This is a genomic window from Pseudomonas sp. NBRC 111139, assembly GCF_001753955.1.
Taxonomy (GTDB): domain Bacteria; phylum Pseudomonadota; class Gammaproteobacteria; order Pseudomonadales; family Pseudomonadaceae; genus Aquipseudomonas; species Aquipseudomonas alloputida.
Map to the genome: position 1 here is coordinate 46,138 of NZ_BCBP01000036.1, position 14,320 is coordinate 60,457.

Below are 14,320 nucleotides of genomic sequence, written 5' to 3' on the forward strand. Positions count from 1 at the left end.
CTATCGGCTTTCGCGTTGCATGACTGCGTTCAGGTGTTCAAGCAGCGCTGGATCAAGAGAAATTGCCTCGCGCATCAACCGTTGAACGTTGATACGTCCACCTATCAGACGACCTTCATCGGTGATAATTACTGAGGATGCATCGACCGCCGCTGTCATTTCCCCATCATTCAACTCAAGAATGATGACATCCTGTGAGCGCTGTTTACCTCCGCCGTTCAGGTACTCGAGATGGTGCTCCCGGATGTTCCTTACGACGCGGGCCTTGTCAGCGGCAGTAATGAAGGATGAGGTGATGTCGGGATCTATCAGGTTCCGCTTATGAGCTTCTACAAGCCACTCTACGGATTTATGCACTGTGGTCACGAACAGGTGATCTTCAACATGGGTAAAGTCGATTTCAGCCTGGCGGCGACCTATCAAGGTTTCATCTTGCAACGAAAGAACCCTTTTACCCTGATGGATCACTGCTGCTACCCAGACCCTTGCGGTATTCAGTACGTACCAATCACTCATAACGATCCCTCATGTAGTGGACGGTATCTAATAGCATTAAGCCATCAACGCTGTATAGTTCTCGGCTCTGGGGTCGAATTTTCATGCGCTGTTGCCGATGAGAAGTACCGGCAGTGCCAGACCGGAGTGCCACCTTTTTCCCGCCCAAAAAATAGCCATTTATGTGGCTATCCCGTCGCCCTTGCTTAATTTTTGCTACAGCAAAAACGGAGCATGCCTTTAGGTCCCGTAAATGCTGGTCCGCCTCAGTTAATCGACACGATCCATCATAGGTGCAACGCTGAAGCGGCGTGACGGCTCAGGGCGCGTGGTTTGTGGCTTTGAAGCTGATTCTAGGGGCATTCTGGGCTACGCATTTATGTACCATTTTCCGGGGGCGTGTTGGGTTTGACAGTGGTGCGGGCTACCGCCGCCAAACACACTCGTACCACCGGAAATCATGGCAACGATCAGAGCAAGGAAAAAGGCCGATGGAATGGTTAGCTATACCGTCCAGATCCGCCTCAAGAAAAAGGGTGTCCTAGTCTACCAAAGGTCCCAGACATTCGCCCGCCAGCAGGCTGCTCAAGCCAGGGCGAAAGATGGTTGGCATAGACGATCTGCATTTTCACGATCTGTGCCACGCAGGCGTGAGCTGGTTATTCGAAATGGACTGGGATATCCCTGCGGCGTTACACCCCTCTGAGGAGCGTGAAGCGAACCTAACATAGAAGCTACACTGCACGCCCCGATCACCCAGGACAGCCTGCTCCAATCCATCGCAGGCTCATGAAAAGGAAGTCAAGCAAATGGATGTACTTTGCACCTCTCTGGACGAAGTCCGTCAACGGATCGATGAAATCGACCGCAGCCTCGTTTCGCTTCTCGCCAAACGTGGAAGGCTCGTGACGCAAGCAGCGGGTTTCAAGAAAACCACCGATGATGTGCGTGCACCCGCTCGGGTCGAGCAAGTGATCAAGAAGGTTCGTGAGATGGCTGACGAAACCGGTGCCTCAGCTGAGGTGGTGGAGCAAGTCTATCGGGCGATGATTTCGGCCTTCATCGCCGAGGAGCTCAACACCCATGCGAAGCTGGCCGATGAGGCTTCAGCATCGTGATGAAACGAGGGGCTCATACGCAGCCCCGCCGCTTTCTCCTGCTTGCTATCTCTGGCCCAACGTCGCAATCGAGACGCCAGAGGCAACGAAGGTGAGGCCTGCGCCCACGTTCAGCCCATTCACCAGCCGTGGCCGCCGGTACAGGTAGCGAGACAGTCCCGTGGCGAAAATACCCATCAAGGCAAACCCCAATGCCGTGAGTGCAGCGAACCACACGCCGTAAACCAACATCTGCACGCTGACCGACCCGCGTGCGGGGTCGACGAACTGGGGAATGAACGCCAGCACGAACAAACCGGGCTTGGGGTTGAGCGCAGCCGAAAGCAGACCGGTCAGAAAAATGCTGGGCAGCGATTGCCTGGAGGCCGGCTGAAAGCTTATGAGGTTACGAGCGCGCAGCACCTTGATCCCTAGCCAGAGCAGATAGCCGGCACCCATGAGCTTGATCACCCAAAATGCGAGCACCGAGGTTTGCATCAGTAGGGTCAAGCCTAACGAAGCGGCTGCAACGTGAAACAAAATGCCTGCTCCTGACGCCATGCCGGATACGGCCGCTGCGACTTTACCCTGGCTGAGACCGCGGCCAATGGCCAACACGTTGTCAGGGCCCGGTGCCAGCACCAGCAGCACGCAGGCGGCGGTATAGGCGAACCACACGTTCATGGGAAACACGGCTCTCTCCTTAAGCCTGATGAAGCATCCATCCTGACGGTGGGGTACGCCAATAGCAAGGCGGAACCTCAAGGGCTGTTAGCACTGGCGGGCTCGGCCCTGCTTGGTTGGCCGAGGATTCTCCGAACACGTCAGGACGGGGCAGACTACCTGTGCTGACACAGTCGTCCGCTCAAGCGCCAGTTCGGTTATGTGAAGGCTCGCTTTCGTGGCTTGGTCAAGAACACTGCACAACGGACCACGTTGTTTGCGCTGTCGAACCTGTGGATGGGGCGCCGGTAGTTGTTGAACGCTGCGCTATCGGCCGAAAAATGGGCCAGGCGCGGTCGAGATGTTGCTCATTACGCGCTCGGGAAAACGTGATCGGCGTTTCCCTGGCAGTCTGTCGGAATGCGAGAACTTTGGTGTCTGTGTCAGGTCCAATCCGCACTTTAGCTACCCACTCGCGCCTCCGGAGCCGAACAAAAATGAGAAAACCTTTGGTTGCTGTCTTTGCTTGTGCATTGGCACTCGGGATGACGGCATTCTTGCCCGCCGATATCTCCCCGATCAGTTCCGCCTATGCCAAGGGTGGCGGTGGCGGCGGCGGCGGTGGTCATGGCGGTGGCGGCGGACATGGCGGTGGAAACGGCGCCGGACATGGCGGTGGCATGGGAGGGCATAGTGGAAGCGGGAAGGGCCTTGGAAGTGATCACGCTGGAAAGGCGACACGCGATCATGGGGTAAGCGGCAATCATTACGGAAGCTCGCGCAACAGCGACAACGGTCACGGCACCACCACCTCGGGTGTCGCTCACTCCAAGGACACTCGCGGTTTGGCCAAGTCCACGGCCATCTCTCGAACGACGCCAGGCGATCATAATTCGAAAGGCCTCAGCAACGCTGTCGGGTCTTCTTCAAAAAATGATCGATGATTTGACCGCATCCATGCCGTACCGGCTTTAGCGTGCACGAAAGCCGAGCGTAGGCCGGGCTAAATGAATGGGTCACCCCCACACCCTGCGAGGGCTAAGCTTTCGCAGGGTGTTTTGTTTTGGAGGCCATCATCACGAGCGAGTCAGCACGGGTGGGGATCGATCTCGGTAAACACAGTTGCCACCGGCATGCCCAAGACACGTTGGGCCAAGCGGTGTTTCGCAAGCGGGTAGACGGCACGATCAGCCACACAGCCCCGATTCGCATCCCAAGTACAGGGGGCGCTTAGCTGGCGTAGCAAGTCTCTGATTGGCCAGGCCTGCATTTTGCTGCTGCGCTCTGTGTCGTAGCGGCCATGCTTCAGGTCGTATCTGGATGCGGCCTGAATCTTACCGGTCAGTATAGTCAGCTCCGTCCCTTTGCCGGAGTGCCTTGAATTGGACAATACCCGTGAGCGTTTGATTGATGCCGCGCTGAAGCTGTTTCTGTTGCAAGGTGTATACGTGACGGGGGTAACGGCCATTGCCGCGATGGCGGGTGTTACCAAAATGACGCTCTACAGCCATTTCCCCTCCAAGGATGCGCTGATAGTGGCGTGCCTTGAGGAGCGTGACCGACGCTGGCGTGAAGAGGTAGCGTGCACCTTGGCCAGGCATCCTGAGCCGGTCAGTGGCATGCTCGCTTTTTTCGATCTGTATGAACGCTTTCTTTTAAAAGATAGCGAGCGCGGGTGCCTGTTCGTCAACAGTGCGGCTGAATTCCCCCAGTTTAGCCACCCCGTGCATTTGGCAGTGAGCCGGCATAAGCAAGGGATACGCGAAAACCTTGCTGCCTTGGCCATGAGCGCCGGTATAAACGACCCCGACGCAGTTGCCCAAGGGCTGTTTATCTTGCTGGAGGGCAGTTTTGTCAGCGGCGCGATGGGCCAGGACATGCGGGTATTCGACACTGCCCGACAAATAGCTCATTGCTGGATCCAGAGGCAGGAGCAGGGCGTATGACCCTGGGCTTGTTAGCGGCCATTGCCGCCACCTTTTCCTGGTCACTGCTCTACATCTTTCCGGGGCTGGTCGGTGACTACAGCCTTTTTGACCTGGCGGTGGTGAGCTATGCCTTTGCCGGGTTAGGTAGCCTGCTGGTGCTGTTCGTTTACCGTAGCGCAGTGCGGCAATTGCGACTGATTGACTGGGCCTGTGCCGCACTGCTGGGCTTCTTGGGATACATTGGCTACTTCTTCCTGATCACCACTGCGGTCTTGGCAGCCGGGCCGGTGATCCCTCCGGTGATGATGGGGTCAGTACCGATCGTGCTCGCGATTGCCGGCAACCTGCGCAGTGCCAGCGTGCCCTGGCGCGCCATTGCCGGGCCACTGCTGGTGGCGGGTCTGGGCATCAGCCTGGTCAATCTGAGCGTGTTTGATGCTAGCCGTGCGGCGGCAGTGCTCCCAACCGCATCGTTACTGCTTGGGCTGCTTGCATCGTTGCTGGCAATCGCATTCTGGACCGGTTTTGGTCTATTGAATGAAAGTGCTTTGGCTCGACGCCCAAGCATGTCTCCCATGTTGTGGTCAGCCATGTTGATCTTCATGTGCAGTGTCGAAATGCTGGCGTTCATCCCGATTGGGCTGTACTTGAAACTGTCTCATTTCGCTAGCCATCCGAGCGGATTGGCAGGTACTCAGGCGCTGATCGTCTGTGGGCTGATTCAGGGGTTAGGGGCCACCCTTGCAGGTGCCTGGGCATGGTCAATCGCAACGCGGCGTCTACCGCTGGCGCTGAGCGGGCAATTGATCGCCAGCGGATCCATTTATGCAACTACGATGGGCCTGCTCATCAACCAACGCTGGCCGTCTCCTATGGAAGCGCTTGGAACAGGCTTGTTGTTCGTAGGGGTGGTGTGGGCTATTCACGCCTTTTACCGCAAGCAAACACGCCTCCAGACACATGGCGAGGCATCCAGGGTACGTATCTGATCCCCGGCTCGGTTGCCCGGCCATGCGTCTGGGCTGGCCAAGTTGGCTACGCCCGCTGTCCATGGCTCAGCCTATTTCAGCGGCACGTAGATGTCTGTCTGCCATTGCTCCAGTGGCGTTTCTGGATACACGCTCAGGTAATCAAAGAACAACGGATGATCACGCAGTTCTTCGTTGCTCGATGGCAGCCAGTCACGGTAGAGCGGGTAGATAGTTTCGCCAATGTAGTCAGGCGAACCGGTATGTCGAATCACGGCACAGCGCCCCGCCGGTATTACCCGTTCATGCACCCCGAAATCGTTGGGCTGCACTGCCTCGTCTATCTCGCCGCACACGGCAAAGCGAAAGGCGTGGGCCGGGGTGGTGTCGGGGTTGTCGTAGGGGATACCGAAGGTACGGCTGCTGGCCACAGGCGACTGGCCGCTGTGCATGCGCCATTGGCGAAAACGCGCGACGCTTTCGCTGACCAGGCCGGGCGGCCCTTGGTGTTCGAGCGCGGCCACGCGGGTTTCGGCGAAATTCACGATACGGATCTGCATGGTGATACTCCTGGATCGCTGAGGAACATTGAATACAGCACTCCAGGCCTGCCAGTTCGGCGCCTTGGCGAAAGCGCTCGGCGCCATGCCGAAGGCGCGCTTGAACGCTCTGGCAAAGGCTTCGGGGCTTTCGAAGCCGGCGCCGAATGCGGCCTCCAGTATGGGCGTCGCGGGCGAGGCGACCAGTTGATGCGCTGCGCGTCGAAGCCTCATCAGTTGCACATACCGTGAAACCGGAACGCCCATGTAGGCCGTGAACTGCCGATGGAAGTGAAATGCCGAGAAGTTGGCGATGCGGCTCAAGGCATTCACCGACAGATCGCCTTCGAGGTGGCTGTCGATGTAGGCAAGCACGGTTTCGAACCGTTTCATGTAGCTAGGGTTGTGCTGTGAGTCAGTCAACGAACGGAATCTCTGGAAGGTGCGGTAAGCGCTAGCATCCGTTGTTCAGGCACCGAGGTGCCTAGCCGTGATTGCTCTATCGGGCCTGCGCTGGGTGATCAGTCAGGGTTACAGGGTGAGTACCAAGGGGCAGCAGCGTCGACGTGAACATGTTTCTGCTTCCTGGGCAGGAACGGTGTATCAAGCGTTCCCAGTGCTATCGAAATCCAGTCGGCAAACTCACCTTGGGCGCGTGACCAGAACAAGGTCGAGCCGCACTCCGTGCAGAACTCGCGCGTAACCGTCGGTGATGAAGAAAAGGCCTTGATGCTGGAAGCGCCGCGCAGTATGCGCAGCCTGCTGCGCGGAATGCTGCCGTACGAAGCGAATGCGGCGCCGTGACTTTTGCGGCACTGGCTGCAATGGCAGTGGGTCACTGCCTTGGGAGGGGTGAGTAGCAGGTAAGAGACTGCTGCACACAAGCAGCTTCCTTGGTATGCCTCTGTCATTGGCGCTTCCGTGCTGGTGGGAAAGCGCCAGCGTAAACGCCTTGGCCCGATCAGTCGACCGGCCTGCGGGCCAATGGGCAATCAAACGCTACGTGTCACGCCGCCATCGACCTTGATGTTCTGCCCGGTGATGTAGGCAGCGCCTTCGCTGGCGAGAAACGCGATGGTGGCGGCGATTTCCTCGCGGGTGCCATAGCGTTTGAGCGGCACGCTGTCGCGGCGCTGTTCGGTGGCCGGCAGGCTGTCGATCCAGCCGGGGAGGACGTTGTTGATCCTCACGTTGTCCCCGGCGAATTGGTCGGCGAAGATTTTGGTGAATGCGGCCAGGCCCGAACGGAACACTGCAGACGTCGGGAACAGCTCACTCGGCTCGAACGCCCAGGCGGTGGAAATGTTGATGATCACGCCCCCTTTCTGGCGCTGCATGTAGGGCGTCACCAGGCGAGTCGGGCGAATGACATTGAGCAGATAGGTGTCCATGCCCTTGTGCCAGTCTTCGTCGCTGATTTCCAGGATTGGCGCGCGCGGACCATGGCCGGCGCTATTGACCAGCACGTCGATGCGCCCCCACTTTTCCACCACGGCATCGACCAGGCGTTTCAGGTCCTCAACCGACTGGTTGCTACCTGTTATACCCACACCGCCAAGCTCGGCAGCCAGCGCTTCGCCCTTGCCCGAGGAGGACAGGATGCCGACCTTGAACCCGTCAGCGGCCAGGCGCCGTGCCGCTGCCGCGCCCATACCACTGCCACCTGCTGTGATGATCGCAACTTTTTCTACTGACATGCTGCCTCCGGAACGTTAATGGCTGAATGCTTAGGTGCACTAAAATTAGCAGCATTCGTGGCCGCGAGGGAGACAGCTAAACTTCACCAAGGCAGTAGATTAACTATTGCCTGCCTGTTGCTTGAACCAGCGCTGGACAATGCCTAGCGACTCCGGCTGCTGCAACTTTCGTGGCCACACCAGGTAGAACGACTTATCGAGCCTGAGTTGCTGAGCGAAGACCTGGGTCAGCCTGCCCGCGACGAGGTCATCACTGACGAACGCCAGGCTTGCCAACGCAATACCCTGACCACTGATGGCCGCATCGATGGCCAATGAAGTCTGGTTGAACCGCAGGTTTTTGGCAGTCGCTTGCCCGTGTTGCGGGAACAGTTGTGCAAGGAACCGAGGCCAGAAATCATGGGCATCGTGAAGCAGGGTGAACGCTTGAAGCTGCTCGAAGCTGGTGGGGACTTTGCTGGCTTCGAACAACGTTGGGCTGGCCACGGCGACGATACGCTGTTCCATCAACAGTTCGCTGTTCAAACCCGCGCCGATGTCGGGCTTGCCATAGCGGACTGCGATATCCACGCCGTCGGTATTGAAGTGGGACAGCCGATCTGTGGCCAGTACACGTAAATCAATGTCCGGATGGCTGTGCGCAAAGCGGCCCAGCCGGGGAATGAGCCATTTGGAGGCAAAGGTCGGTGTCACGCTGACCGTCAGATGAGACGCTTGTGGCCGCAGCAGGCGGGTTGCCTCATCGATCATCGCCAAGGCGTTGCGAATGCTGCCGCTGTAGCCCAGCCCCGCATCGGTCAGTGCCAGGCCCCGGGGCAGGCGCTCGAACAAACGAAGGTTCAGGCTCGCTTCCAGCCCGCGTATCTGTTGTGCAACTGCCGCCTGGGTCACCCCCAGCTCGTCGGCGGCCAGGCGAAAGTTCAGGTGGCGGGCAACCACTTCGAACACACGTAGCGCATTGAGTGAGGGCAAATCAGGGAAACCGTTTGGCATGGCGATGGACAGGGTCGGGCTGGAGGATTCACCCACGAGGCTACTCGCCGAGCGCCTGTAAAGAAACCCGCGCCACCGCAGGCAATCCGCCACGCTGCGCAGCAAGCCCTCTGTTGGCGGCTGCACATTTTCATTGTTCAGCTTGACGCGTGAAATTTTTCATGTAAATTTTCATGAAAAATAAGTCTAAAAATTTCACGGCAGTCCGAAACGATGAAGAGACACGAAGAGGTTGAAGCCCTCGCGATCCTTATTCACGACCTGCGCAAATTCAAGAACCTGACCTTGGGTGAACTGGCCGAGCGCATCAACCGCTCGGTGGGTTTCCTCTCCCAGGTCGAACGCGGCGTTTCGCGCCCGACCGTGGCAGACCTCACCGCTATCAGCGAAGCGCTCGGCGTATCAACCGCGTACTTCTACAACCTGAGCAAGCCCCGCAGCATTGGCTGGGTCACGCGCCCTAACGAGCGGCGTACGCTGTACCTGGAGTCGGGCATCACCGACGTGCTGGCTTCGCCGACCATCGCAGGCGCCTTCTCCATGCTCGACAGCCTTCTCGAGCCGGGCGCCACCAGTGGGGAGGCGTACTTGAGCGACCGTTCCGAGCAGGGCTGTTTCGTGCTCGAGGGCGAACTCACGGTGTGGCTGGACCAGGGCGATGCCGTGACCCTGCAAGCCAACGACTGCTTCCAGCTGCAACCCCATGCGCCGTTCCGTTACGCCAACCTGACGGACAGAACCACCCGTGTGCTCTGGGTCTTCAATTGAATTCGTTCACCTCACAAGGATAAGAAGATGAGTGTCATCTTTCCGGACCTGCTGGCTGAAGTGCGCTCGTTCCGAGCAGAACACCCGGCAATTCGCTATGTCGACCTGATTGCGCTGGACATCCCCGGGCACTTCTACGGCAAGCGCTACCCCATGGACATGCTGGAAAAAGTCGCAGCCGGTGCGCCACTGAAGCTGCCGCAAAACTGCGTGCTGCTGGGGACCCAGGGCGGCCTTTACCCGATTGGTGACTATTGCTTCGCCGACGGCGACCCGGATGCCGCCCGGCGCCTGGTGCCGGGTACGCTGAAACCGGTGCGTTGGGAGAAGGAAGTGATCGCCCAGATGCTGATCACGTCCGACGGCACCGCAAAGCCGATCGAATTCGAGCCCCGTGAAGTGCTGGCGCGTGTGCTTCAGCGTCTGGCCAAGCGTGGCATCCGCCCGGTGGTGGCGTTCGAACTGGAGTTCTACCTGTTCGACCGCAAGCTTGATAACGGCCTGCCACAGTACCCACGTGACACGGCAACCGAGGATGAAGACGATCAGCCGAACATGCACATCGAGCGGTTGTCGCGCTTCTCGTCGGTCCTGCACGAGATGGTCGATGGCGCCAACGAGCAGGGCGTGCCGGCGAACGTCATCACCGCAGAGCTGGGCCCGGGCCAGTTCGAGATCAACTTCTCGCACAGCGACGATGCCCTCAGTGCGGCGGACTGGTCGGCACTGTTCTGCCGCAGTACCCGCGGTATCGCGATGAAGCACGGCTACCGTGCCAGCTTCATGAGCAAGCCCTACCTGGACGCGCCAGGCAGCGGCATGCATGTGCACGTCAGCCTGTACGACGCCGCCGGCAATAACATCCTGGCGGGAAGTGAACAGCGCAAGCTGCGCCATGCGGTGGCAGGCTGCCTGGAGCTGCTGCCGCACTGCATGCCGATCTTTGCCCCCAACCACAATGCCTACCGACGTTATGGCGCCATGGTCAACGCGGCGAGCAAGGCCAGCTGGGGTTTCGAAGACCGTGACGCGTGCATCCGCATCCCCGAGTCCGACCCGCGCAACCTGCGCATCGAGCACCGCCTCGCTGGCGCCGACGCCAACCCGTATCTGGTACTGGCGGCCATTTTGACCGGGATGGAGCATGGTCTGGATCGCGGCGTGGAGCCCATCGCCCCGCTGAACGACAACCGCCAGAGCGGCATCGACTTCCCCAAGGATGCCCTCAGCGCCTTGGCCGCCATGCGTCACCACCCGGTGGTCAACGAAGGCCTGGGCAGCGAGTTCGTGATGGTCTATTGCGAAAACAAATACCAGGAGCAACTGGACTTCATGCACCACATCGATGCCCGCGAATACCGCTGGTTCCTGTAGGTGCCGAGGTTGGAACAGCGACGCTGCACCCTCCCTTTCTACCGTTTCAATACAACGCGCAATATGGATTTGCCGGAGGAAGATATGCCACGTGTGCCCGTGATCGGCATTACCGCATGCACCAGCATGATTGAGCTGCATGCAACCCAGACCATCAGCGAGAAGTACGCGCGCGCGGCAGCCAAGGCGGCGTGTGGGCTGCCCATCGTCATTCCCAGCCTCGGTGAGTTGATGGACAGCGCCGATATTCTTGACGTGGTGGATGGGCTGATCTTCACCGGTTCGCCGTCCAACATCGAGCCGTACCACTACAACGGCCCGGCCAGTGCTGCGGGCACCCATCACGACCCTCTGCGCGATGCCACCACGTTGCCGCTGATGCGCGCCGCCATCGCCGCCGGTGTACCGGTACTCGGCATTTGCCGTGGCTTCCAGGAAATGAACGTGGCGCTGGGTGGCACCCTGCACCAGAAGGTCCACGAGACCGGCATGTTCATGGACCACCGCGAAGGCAAGGATGAGCCCCTCGACAAGCAATATGGGCCGCGCCACACCCTGCATGTAGAGCCTGGCGGCATGCTCGACCGTATGGGCTTGCCGGCAATATTCGACGTCAATTCCATCCACGGCCAAGGCATCGACGTACTGGCCCCCGGGCTGAGGGTGGAAGCGCTGGCGCCCGATGGCCTGGTGGAAGCGATTTCGGTCGAGAACAGCAAGGGTTTTGCCCTGGGTGTGCAATGGCACCCCGAGTTCCAGGTCATGGATAACCCCCATTACCTGGCCATCTTCCAGTCCTTTGGCAAGGCCTGCCGGCACCGCTCGGTACTGCGCCAGAGGCTGTTGCTGTCTGCCTGAGCAGCGGCCTTTCCCACCTGTAAAAAATACCCTCGCAGCGCGGCTGCGCAACTTGATGGAGTGAAGTCAATGAGTGAACAGAATTCGCAGACCCTTGCCTGGCAAACCATGAGCCGCGACCATCACCTGGCCCCGTTCAGCGATGTCAGGCAACTGGCCGAGAAAGGCCCGCGCATCATCACCTCGGCCAAGGGCGTGTACCTGTGGGACAGCGAGGGCAACAAGATTCTCGATGGCATGGCCGGCCTGTGGTGCGTGGCGGTCGGCTATGGTCGCGATGAGCTGGCCGATGTCGCCAGCCAGCAGATGAAGCAGTTGCCTTACTACAACCTGTTCTTCCAGACCGCGCACCCGCCCGCGCTGGAGCTGGCCAAGGCGATCGCCGAGGTGGCCCCGCAAGGCATGAACCACGTGTTCTTCACCGGTTCCGGCTCCGAAGGCAACGACACCGTGCTGCGCATGGTCCGCCATTACTGGGCTCTGAAGGGCCAGAAGAACAAGAAGGTCATCATTGGCCGCATCAACGGCTACCACGGCTCTACCGTGGCGGGCGCCGCCTTGGGCGGCATGAGTGGCATGCACCAGCAGGGCGGGGTGATCCCGGATGTCGTGCACATCCCGCAGCCGTACTGGTTTGGCGAAGGCGGCGACATGACCGAGGCCGACTTCGGTGTGTGGGCGGCCGAGCAACTGGAGAAGAAGATCCTCGAAGTTGGCGTGGACAACGTCGCCGCCTTCATCGCCGAGCCGATCCAGGGCGCCGGTGGCGTGATCATTCCGCCGCAGACCTATTGGCCGAAGATCAAGGAAATCCTGGCCAGGTACGACATCCTCTTCGTCGCCGACGAAGTGATCTGCGGGTTCGGCCGTACCGGTGAGTGGTTCGGCACCGATTATTACGACCTCAAGCCTGACCTGATGACCATCGCCAAGGGCCTGACCTCCGGTTACATCCCCATGGGCGGGGTGATTGTGCGTGACGAGGTGGCCAAGGTCATCAGCGAAGGCGGCGACTTCAACCACGGCTTCACCTATTCCGGCCACCCTGTGGCGGCAGCGGTGGGCCTGGAGAACCTGCGGATCCTGCGTGACGAGCAGATCATCCAGCAGGTGCACGATAAAACCGCGCCTTATCTGCAACAACGCCTGCGCGAACTGGCCGACCACCCGCTGGTAGGCGAAGTGCGCGGCCTGGGCATGCTCGGTGCGATCGAGTTGGTGAAAGACAAGGCCACCCGGGCCCGTTATGAAGGCAAAGGTGTCGGCATGATCTGTCGCCAGCACTGCTTCGACAACGGCCTGATCATGCGCGCTGTAGGCGACACCATGATCATCGCCCCACCGCTGGTGATCAGTATCGAAGAGATCGACGAACTGGTGGAGAAAGCCCGCAAGTGCCTGGACCTGACCTATGAGGCTGTTCGGTAAGGACGGAGGGCCTGGTTAGCTGTTCTCAGCACCTGTGAGATCGAGCGCCGCCTGCGCGGTGCTCGATCGGTGCCGCAATCGTACATTTCACGTCAGGCACCTTCCGCAAAGCATTTTGCTTTGTGAAATGAATCCTGTACTTTTCTGGGCATCCATTTCCCGTCTGAAAGTCGCGATTCAACCATGAAAGTGCACGAAGAAATCGAAGGCCTGGCAGTACTGATTCGCGACCTGCGCAAGTTCAAGGGCCTGACACTGGGCGAGCTGGCACAGCGCATCGGCCGTTCGGTGGGCTTTCTGTCCCAGGTCGAACGCGGCGTGTCACGCCCGACTGTGGCCGATCTCACAGCCATCAGCGAAGAGCTCGGTGTATCCACAGCCTACTTCTACAAGCTGGACAAACCCCGTGAGCTCGACTGGGTCACCCGCCCGCACGAGCGTCGCACGCTGCACCTGGCAGGTGGCATCACCGACGTGCTGGCATCGCCCTCCATAACGGGCGCGTTTTCCATGCTCGATAGCCACTTGCAGCCGGGGGCCAGCAGTGGCGAGGAGTACCTTGACGACAGCTCGGAGCAGGGCTGCTTCGTGCTCGAAGGCGAACTGACCGTATGGTTGGGCGATGCTGACCCGGTCACGCTGTACGCCAATGACAGTTTTCAGTTGCAACCCCACGCCCGTTTTCGGTATGCCAACCTGACCGACAAGCCCACACGCGTGCTTTGGGTGTTCAGCTGAGGGCCGTCGCACAGGCATGCGCTTGTGCCTGGGCTGGCCGGGAAAGTTGGCCTGCAAGCAATGTGCTGGCTGCATGGGGTATCCTTGCACCACGCAATCAACTTCGAAGCAGTGAATGAACAATGGGTTTTGAACAACTAGCTGAGCTACGAGACCGCCTGCGGGCGGAAAAAGGGCAGGTAAAGGCCGAGAGCGCGAAACCGCCCAAGCGCAAGTCGCCCCCGCAGGCGAAGCCGCGTGAGATGGACCCGGCGGTGGCAGCGATCTGGCCACTGCAGAAGCATTTTCCCTTGGCTTTCCCGGTCAACCCGGCCCCCAAGGTGCCGCTCAAGGAGGGCATTTTCAAGGATGCCGAGCAACACCTGGAGCTGCTTGGGTTAACCCGTGAACAGCTCAAGCTGGGCATTTCCACGTGGTGCCGGGGCGCTCGATACTGGGCGAGCATGGTGGAGAATGCTCCGCGCCTTGACTTGAACGGTCAGGCCGCGGGTACTGTGACCGCCGCTCAGGCGCTGCATGCCAAGCAGCAGGCTGCGCGGCAACGCAGCCAGGATCGACGCAATCGAGCGAAGTCAAAGGCCCAGGCCCAGGCTCCAGCCCCCGCCGCCGACACCGCAACGGTGCAGTCTACCGACTGAACTCAGTCGCGTTCTGCCCCGTCGCCATGCTGGATGGCAGCCCATTGCCGGGGCTGCCGTCTGGCAGGCCCGGCAATGGACCAGGTTCGGTTTCGAGGGCCTGGTGCATGCAACGATGGTTTCAAGACCCACCTGA

Annotated in this window: 16 protein-coding genes and 2 pseudogenes; 12 read left to right on the forward strand and 6 right to left on the reverse strand. The window is 59.7% G+C overall.

Annotated elements, in window-relative coordinates; translation table 11 throughout:
• Positions 1-516: a hypothetical protein gene (locus tag BJQ17_RS14690; RefSeq protein ID WP_070096251.1), complete on the reverse strand. Its 516-nt coding sequence runs from the start codon at positions 514-516 to the stop codon at positions 1-3.
• 439 nt (positions 517-955) lie between these two features.
• Here BJQ17_RS14690 and BJQ17_RS32125 point away from each other — a divergent pair.
• Together BJQ17_RS32125 and BJQ17_RS14695 are read left to right on the forward strand one after the other, a co-directional pair.
• Positions 956-1,096 (forward strand): annotated as a pseudogene (locus tag BJQ17_RS32125) (site-specific integrase); the annotation flags it as partial.
• Positions 1,097-1,304: 208 nt separating this feature from the next.
• On the forward strand, positions 1,305-1,613 hold the full coding sequence (locus tag BJQ17_RS14695) for a chorismate mutase (protein ID WP_047604592.1): 309 nt from the start codon (positions 1,305-1,307) through the stop codon (positions 1,611-1,613).
• Positions 1,614-1,658: 45 nt separating this feature from the next.
• Here the strand turns inward: BJQ17_RS14695 and BJQ17_RS14700 are convergent, their stop codons facing one another.
• Positions 1,659-2,276, reverse strand: a complete 618-nt coding sequence (locus BJQ17_RS14700) for a LysE family translocator (RefSeq protein ID WP_083285061.1) — start codon at positions 2,274-2,276, stop codon at positions 1,659-1,661.
• 174 nt (positions 2,277-2,450) lie between these two features.
• Between BJQ17_RS14700 and BJQ17_RS31110 the strand changes: the two are divergent.
• From BJQ17_RS31110 to BJQ17_RS14710, 4 genes and pseudogenes are all read left to right on the forward strand, one after another.
• Positions 2,451-2,567 (forward strand): annotated as a pseudogene (locus BJQ17_RS31110) (IS5/IS1182 family transposase); the annotation flags it as partial.
• A 185-nt stretch (positions 2,568-2,752) separates the two neighbouring features.
• The gene (locus tag BJQ17_RS31115; RefSeq protein WP_139139784.1) at positions 2,753-3,199 is read left to right on the forward strand and encodes a hypothetical protein; all 447 of its coding nucleotides are present in this window, start codon (positions 2,753-2,755) and stop codon (positions 3,197-3,199) included.
• A 438-nt stretch (positions 3,200-3,637) separates the two neighbouring features.
• Positions 3,638-4,201, forward strand: a complete 564-nt coding sequence (locus BJQ17_RS14705) for a TetR/AcrR family transcriptional regulator (RefSeq protein ID WP_003248835.1) — start codon at positions 3,638-3,640, stop codon at positions 4,199-4,201.
• Complete coding sequence (locus tag BJQ17_RS14710; protein WP_070096253.1) at positions 4,198-5,172, forward strand: DMT family transporter; 975 nt, start codon at positions 4,198-4,200, stop codon at positions 5,170-5,172. The genes BJQ17_RS14705 and BJQ17_RS14710 overlap by 4 nt, the downstream gene beginning before the upstream one ends.
• A 71-nt stretch (positions 5,173-5,243) precedes the next feature.
• Here BJQ17_RS14710 and BJQ17_RS14715 read toward each other — a convergent pair whose 3' ends face one another.
• From BJQ17_RS14715 to BJQ17_RS14725, 4 genes are all read right to left on the reverse strand, one after another.
• Positions 5,244-6,083 carry a GyrI-like domain-containing protein gene (locus BJQ17_RS14715; RefSeq protein WP_012053137.1) on the reverse strand — a complete coding sequence of 280 codons (840 nt, stop codon included), beginning with the start codon at positions 6,081-6,083 and terminating at the stop codon, positions 5,244-5,246.
• Between the two features lie 128 nt (positions 6,084-6,211).
• A complete protein-coding gene (locus BJQ17_RS30075; protein WP_083285062.1) occupies positions 6,212-6,601 on the reverse strand; it encodes a GFA family protein in 390 nt (129 codons plus the stop codon).
• A gap of 81 nt (positions 6,602-6,682) precedes the next feature.
• A complete protein-coding gene (locus tag BJQ17_RS14720; protein ID WP_014859677.1) occupies positions 6,683-7,387 on the reverse strand; it encodes an SDR family oxidoreductase in 705 nt (234 codons plus the stop codon).
• 99 nt (positions 7,388-7,486) lie between these two features.
• Positions 7,487-8,380 carry a LysR substrate-binding domain-containing protein gene (locus BJQ17_RS14725; protein WP_070096267.1) on the reverse strand — a complete coding sequence of 298 codons (894 nt, stop codon included), beginning with the start codon at positions 8,378-8,380 and terminating at the stop codon, positions 7,487-7,489.
• Between the two features lie 213 nt (positions 8,381-8,593).
• Here BJQ17_RS14725 and BJQ17_RS14730 point away from each other — a divergent pair, with 213 nt between their 5' ends.
• From BJQ17_RS14730 to BJQ17_RS14755, 6 genes are all read left to right on the forward strand, one after another.
• Positions 8,594-9,148, forward strand: coding sequence for a helix-turn-helix domain-containing protein (locus BJQ17_RS14730; protein WP_003248847.1), 555 nt, complete (start codon positions 8,594-8,596; stop codon positions 9,146-9,148).
• Between the two features lie 27 nt (positions 9,149-9,175).
• On the forward strand, positions 9,176-10,522 hold the full coding sequence (locus tag BJQ17_RS14735) for a glutamine synthetase family protein (RefSeq protein ID WP_003248849.1): 1,347 nt from the start codon (positions 9,176-9,178) through the stop codon (positions 10,520-10,522).
• An 84-nt stretch (positions 10,523-10,606) separates the two neighbouring features.
• Positions 10,607-11,380: a gamma-glutamyl-gamma-aminobutyrate hydrolase family protein gene (locus BJQ17_RS14740; protein WP_012053133.1), complete on the forward strand. Its 774-nt coding sequence runs from the start codon at positions 10,607-10,609 to the stop codon at positions 11,378-11,380.
• A 69-nt stretch (positions 11,381-11,449) separates the two neighbouring features.
• On the forward strand, positions 11,450-12,808 hold the full coding sequence (locus tag BJQ17_RS14745) for an aspartate aminotransferase family protein (RefSeq protein WP_003248853.1): 1,359 nt from the start codon (positions 11,450-11,452) through the stop codon (positions 12,806-12,808).
• A gap of 183 nt (positions 12,809-12,991) precedes the next feature.
• Positions 12,992-13,546, forward strand: coding sequence for a helix-turn-helix domain-containing protein (locus BJQ17_RS14750; RefSeq protein WP_003248854.1), 555 nt, complete (start codon positions 12,992-12,994; stop codon positions 13,544-13,546).
• A 122-nt stretch (positions 13,547-13,668) separates the two neighbouring features.
• A complete protein-coding gene (locus BJQ17_RS14755) occupies positions 13,669-14,184 on the forward strand; it encodes a ProQ/FinO family protein (protein ID WP_003248857.1) in 516 nt (171 codons plus the stop codon).
• The last annotated feature ends 136 nt before the right edge of the window (positions 14,185-14,320 follow it).

Coding starts and splice junctions, on each gene's coding strand:
- BJQ17_RS14690 (WP_070096251.1), bottom strand. CDS start 516: ATGAGTGATTGGTACGTACTGAATACCGCAAGGGTCTGGGTAGCAGCA.
- BJQ17_RS14695 (WP_047604592.1), top strand. CDS start 1,305: ATGGATGTACTTTGCACCTCTCTGGACGAAGTCCGTCAACGGATCGAT.
- BJQ17_RS14700 (WP_083285061.1), bottom strand. CDS start 2,276: ATGAACGTGTGGTTCGCCTATACCGCCGCCTGCGTGCTGCTGGTGCTG.
- BJQ17_RS31115 (WP_139139784.1), top strand. CDS start 2,753: ATGAGAAAACCTTTGGTTGCTGTCTTTGCTTGTGCATTGGCACTCGGG.
- BJQ17_RS14710 (WP_070096253.1), top strand. CDS start 4,198: ATGACCCTGGGCTTGTTAGCGGCCATTGCCGCCACCTTTTCCTGGTCA.
- BJQ17_RS14715 (WP_012053137.1), bottom strand. CDS start 6,083: ATGAAACGGTTCGAAACCGTGCTTGCCTACATCGACAGCCACCTCGAA.
- BJQ17_RS30075 (WP_083285062.1), bottom strand. CDS start 6,601: ATGACAGAGGCATACCAAGGAAGCTGCTTGTGTGCAGCAGTCTCTTAC.
- BJQ17_RS14720 (WP_014859677.1), bottom strand. CDS start 7,387: ATGTCAGTAGAAAAAGTTGCGATCATCACAGCAGGTGGCAGTGGTATG.
- BJQ17_RS14725 (WP_070096267.1), bottom strand. CDS start 8,380: ATGCCAAACGGTTTCCCTGATTTGCCCTCACTCAATGCGCTACGTGTG.
- BJQ17_RS14730 (WP_003248847.1), top strand. CDS start 8,594: ATGAAGAGACACGAAGAGGTTGAAGCCCTCGCGATCCTTATTCACGAC.
- BJQ17_RS14735 (WP_003248849.1), top strand. CDS start 9,176: ATGAGTGTCATCTTTCCGGACCTGCTGGCTGAAGTGCGCTCGTTCCGA.
- BJQ17_RS14740 (WP_012053133.1), top strand. CDS start 10,607: ATGCCACGTGTGCCCGTGATCGGCATTACCGCATGCACCAGCATGATT.
- BJQ17_RS14745 (WP_003248853.1), top strand. CDS start 11,450: ATGAGTGAACAGAATTCGCAGACCCTTGCCTGGCAAACCATGAGCCGC.
- BJQ17_RS14750 (WP_003248854.1), top strand. CDS start 12,992: ATGAAAGTGCACGAAGAAATCGAAGGCCTGGCAGTACTGATTCGCGAC.
- BJQ17_RS14755 (WP_003248857.1), top strand. CDS start 13,669: ATGGGTTTTGAACAACTAGCTGAGCTACGAGACCGCCTGCGGGCGGAA.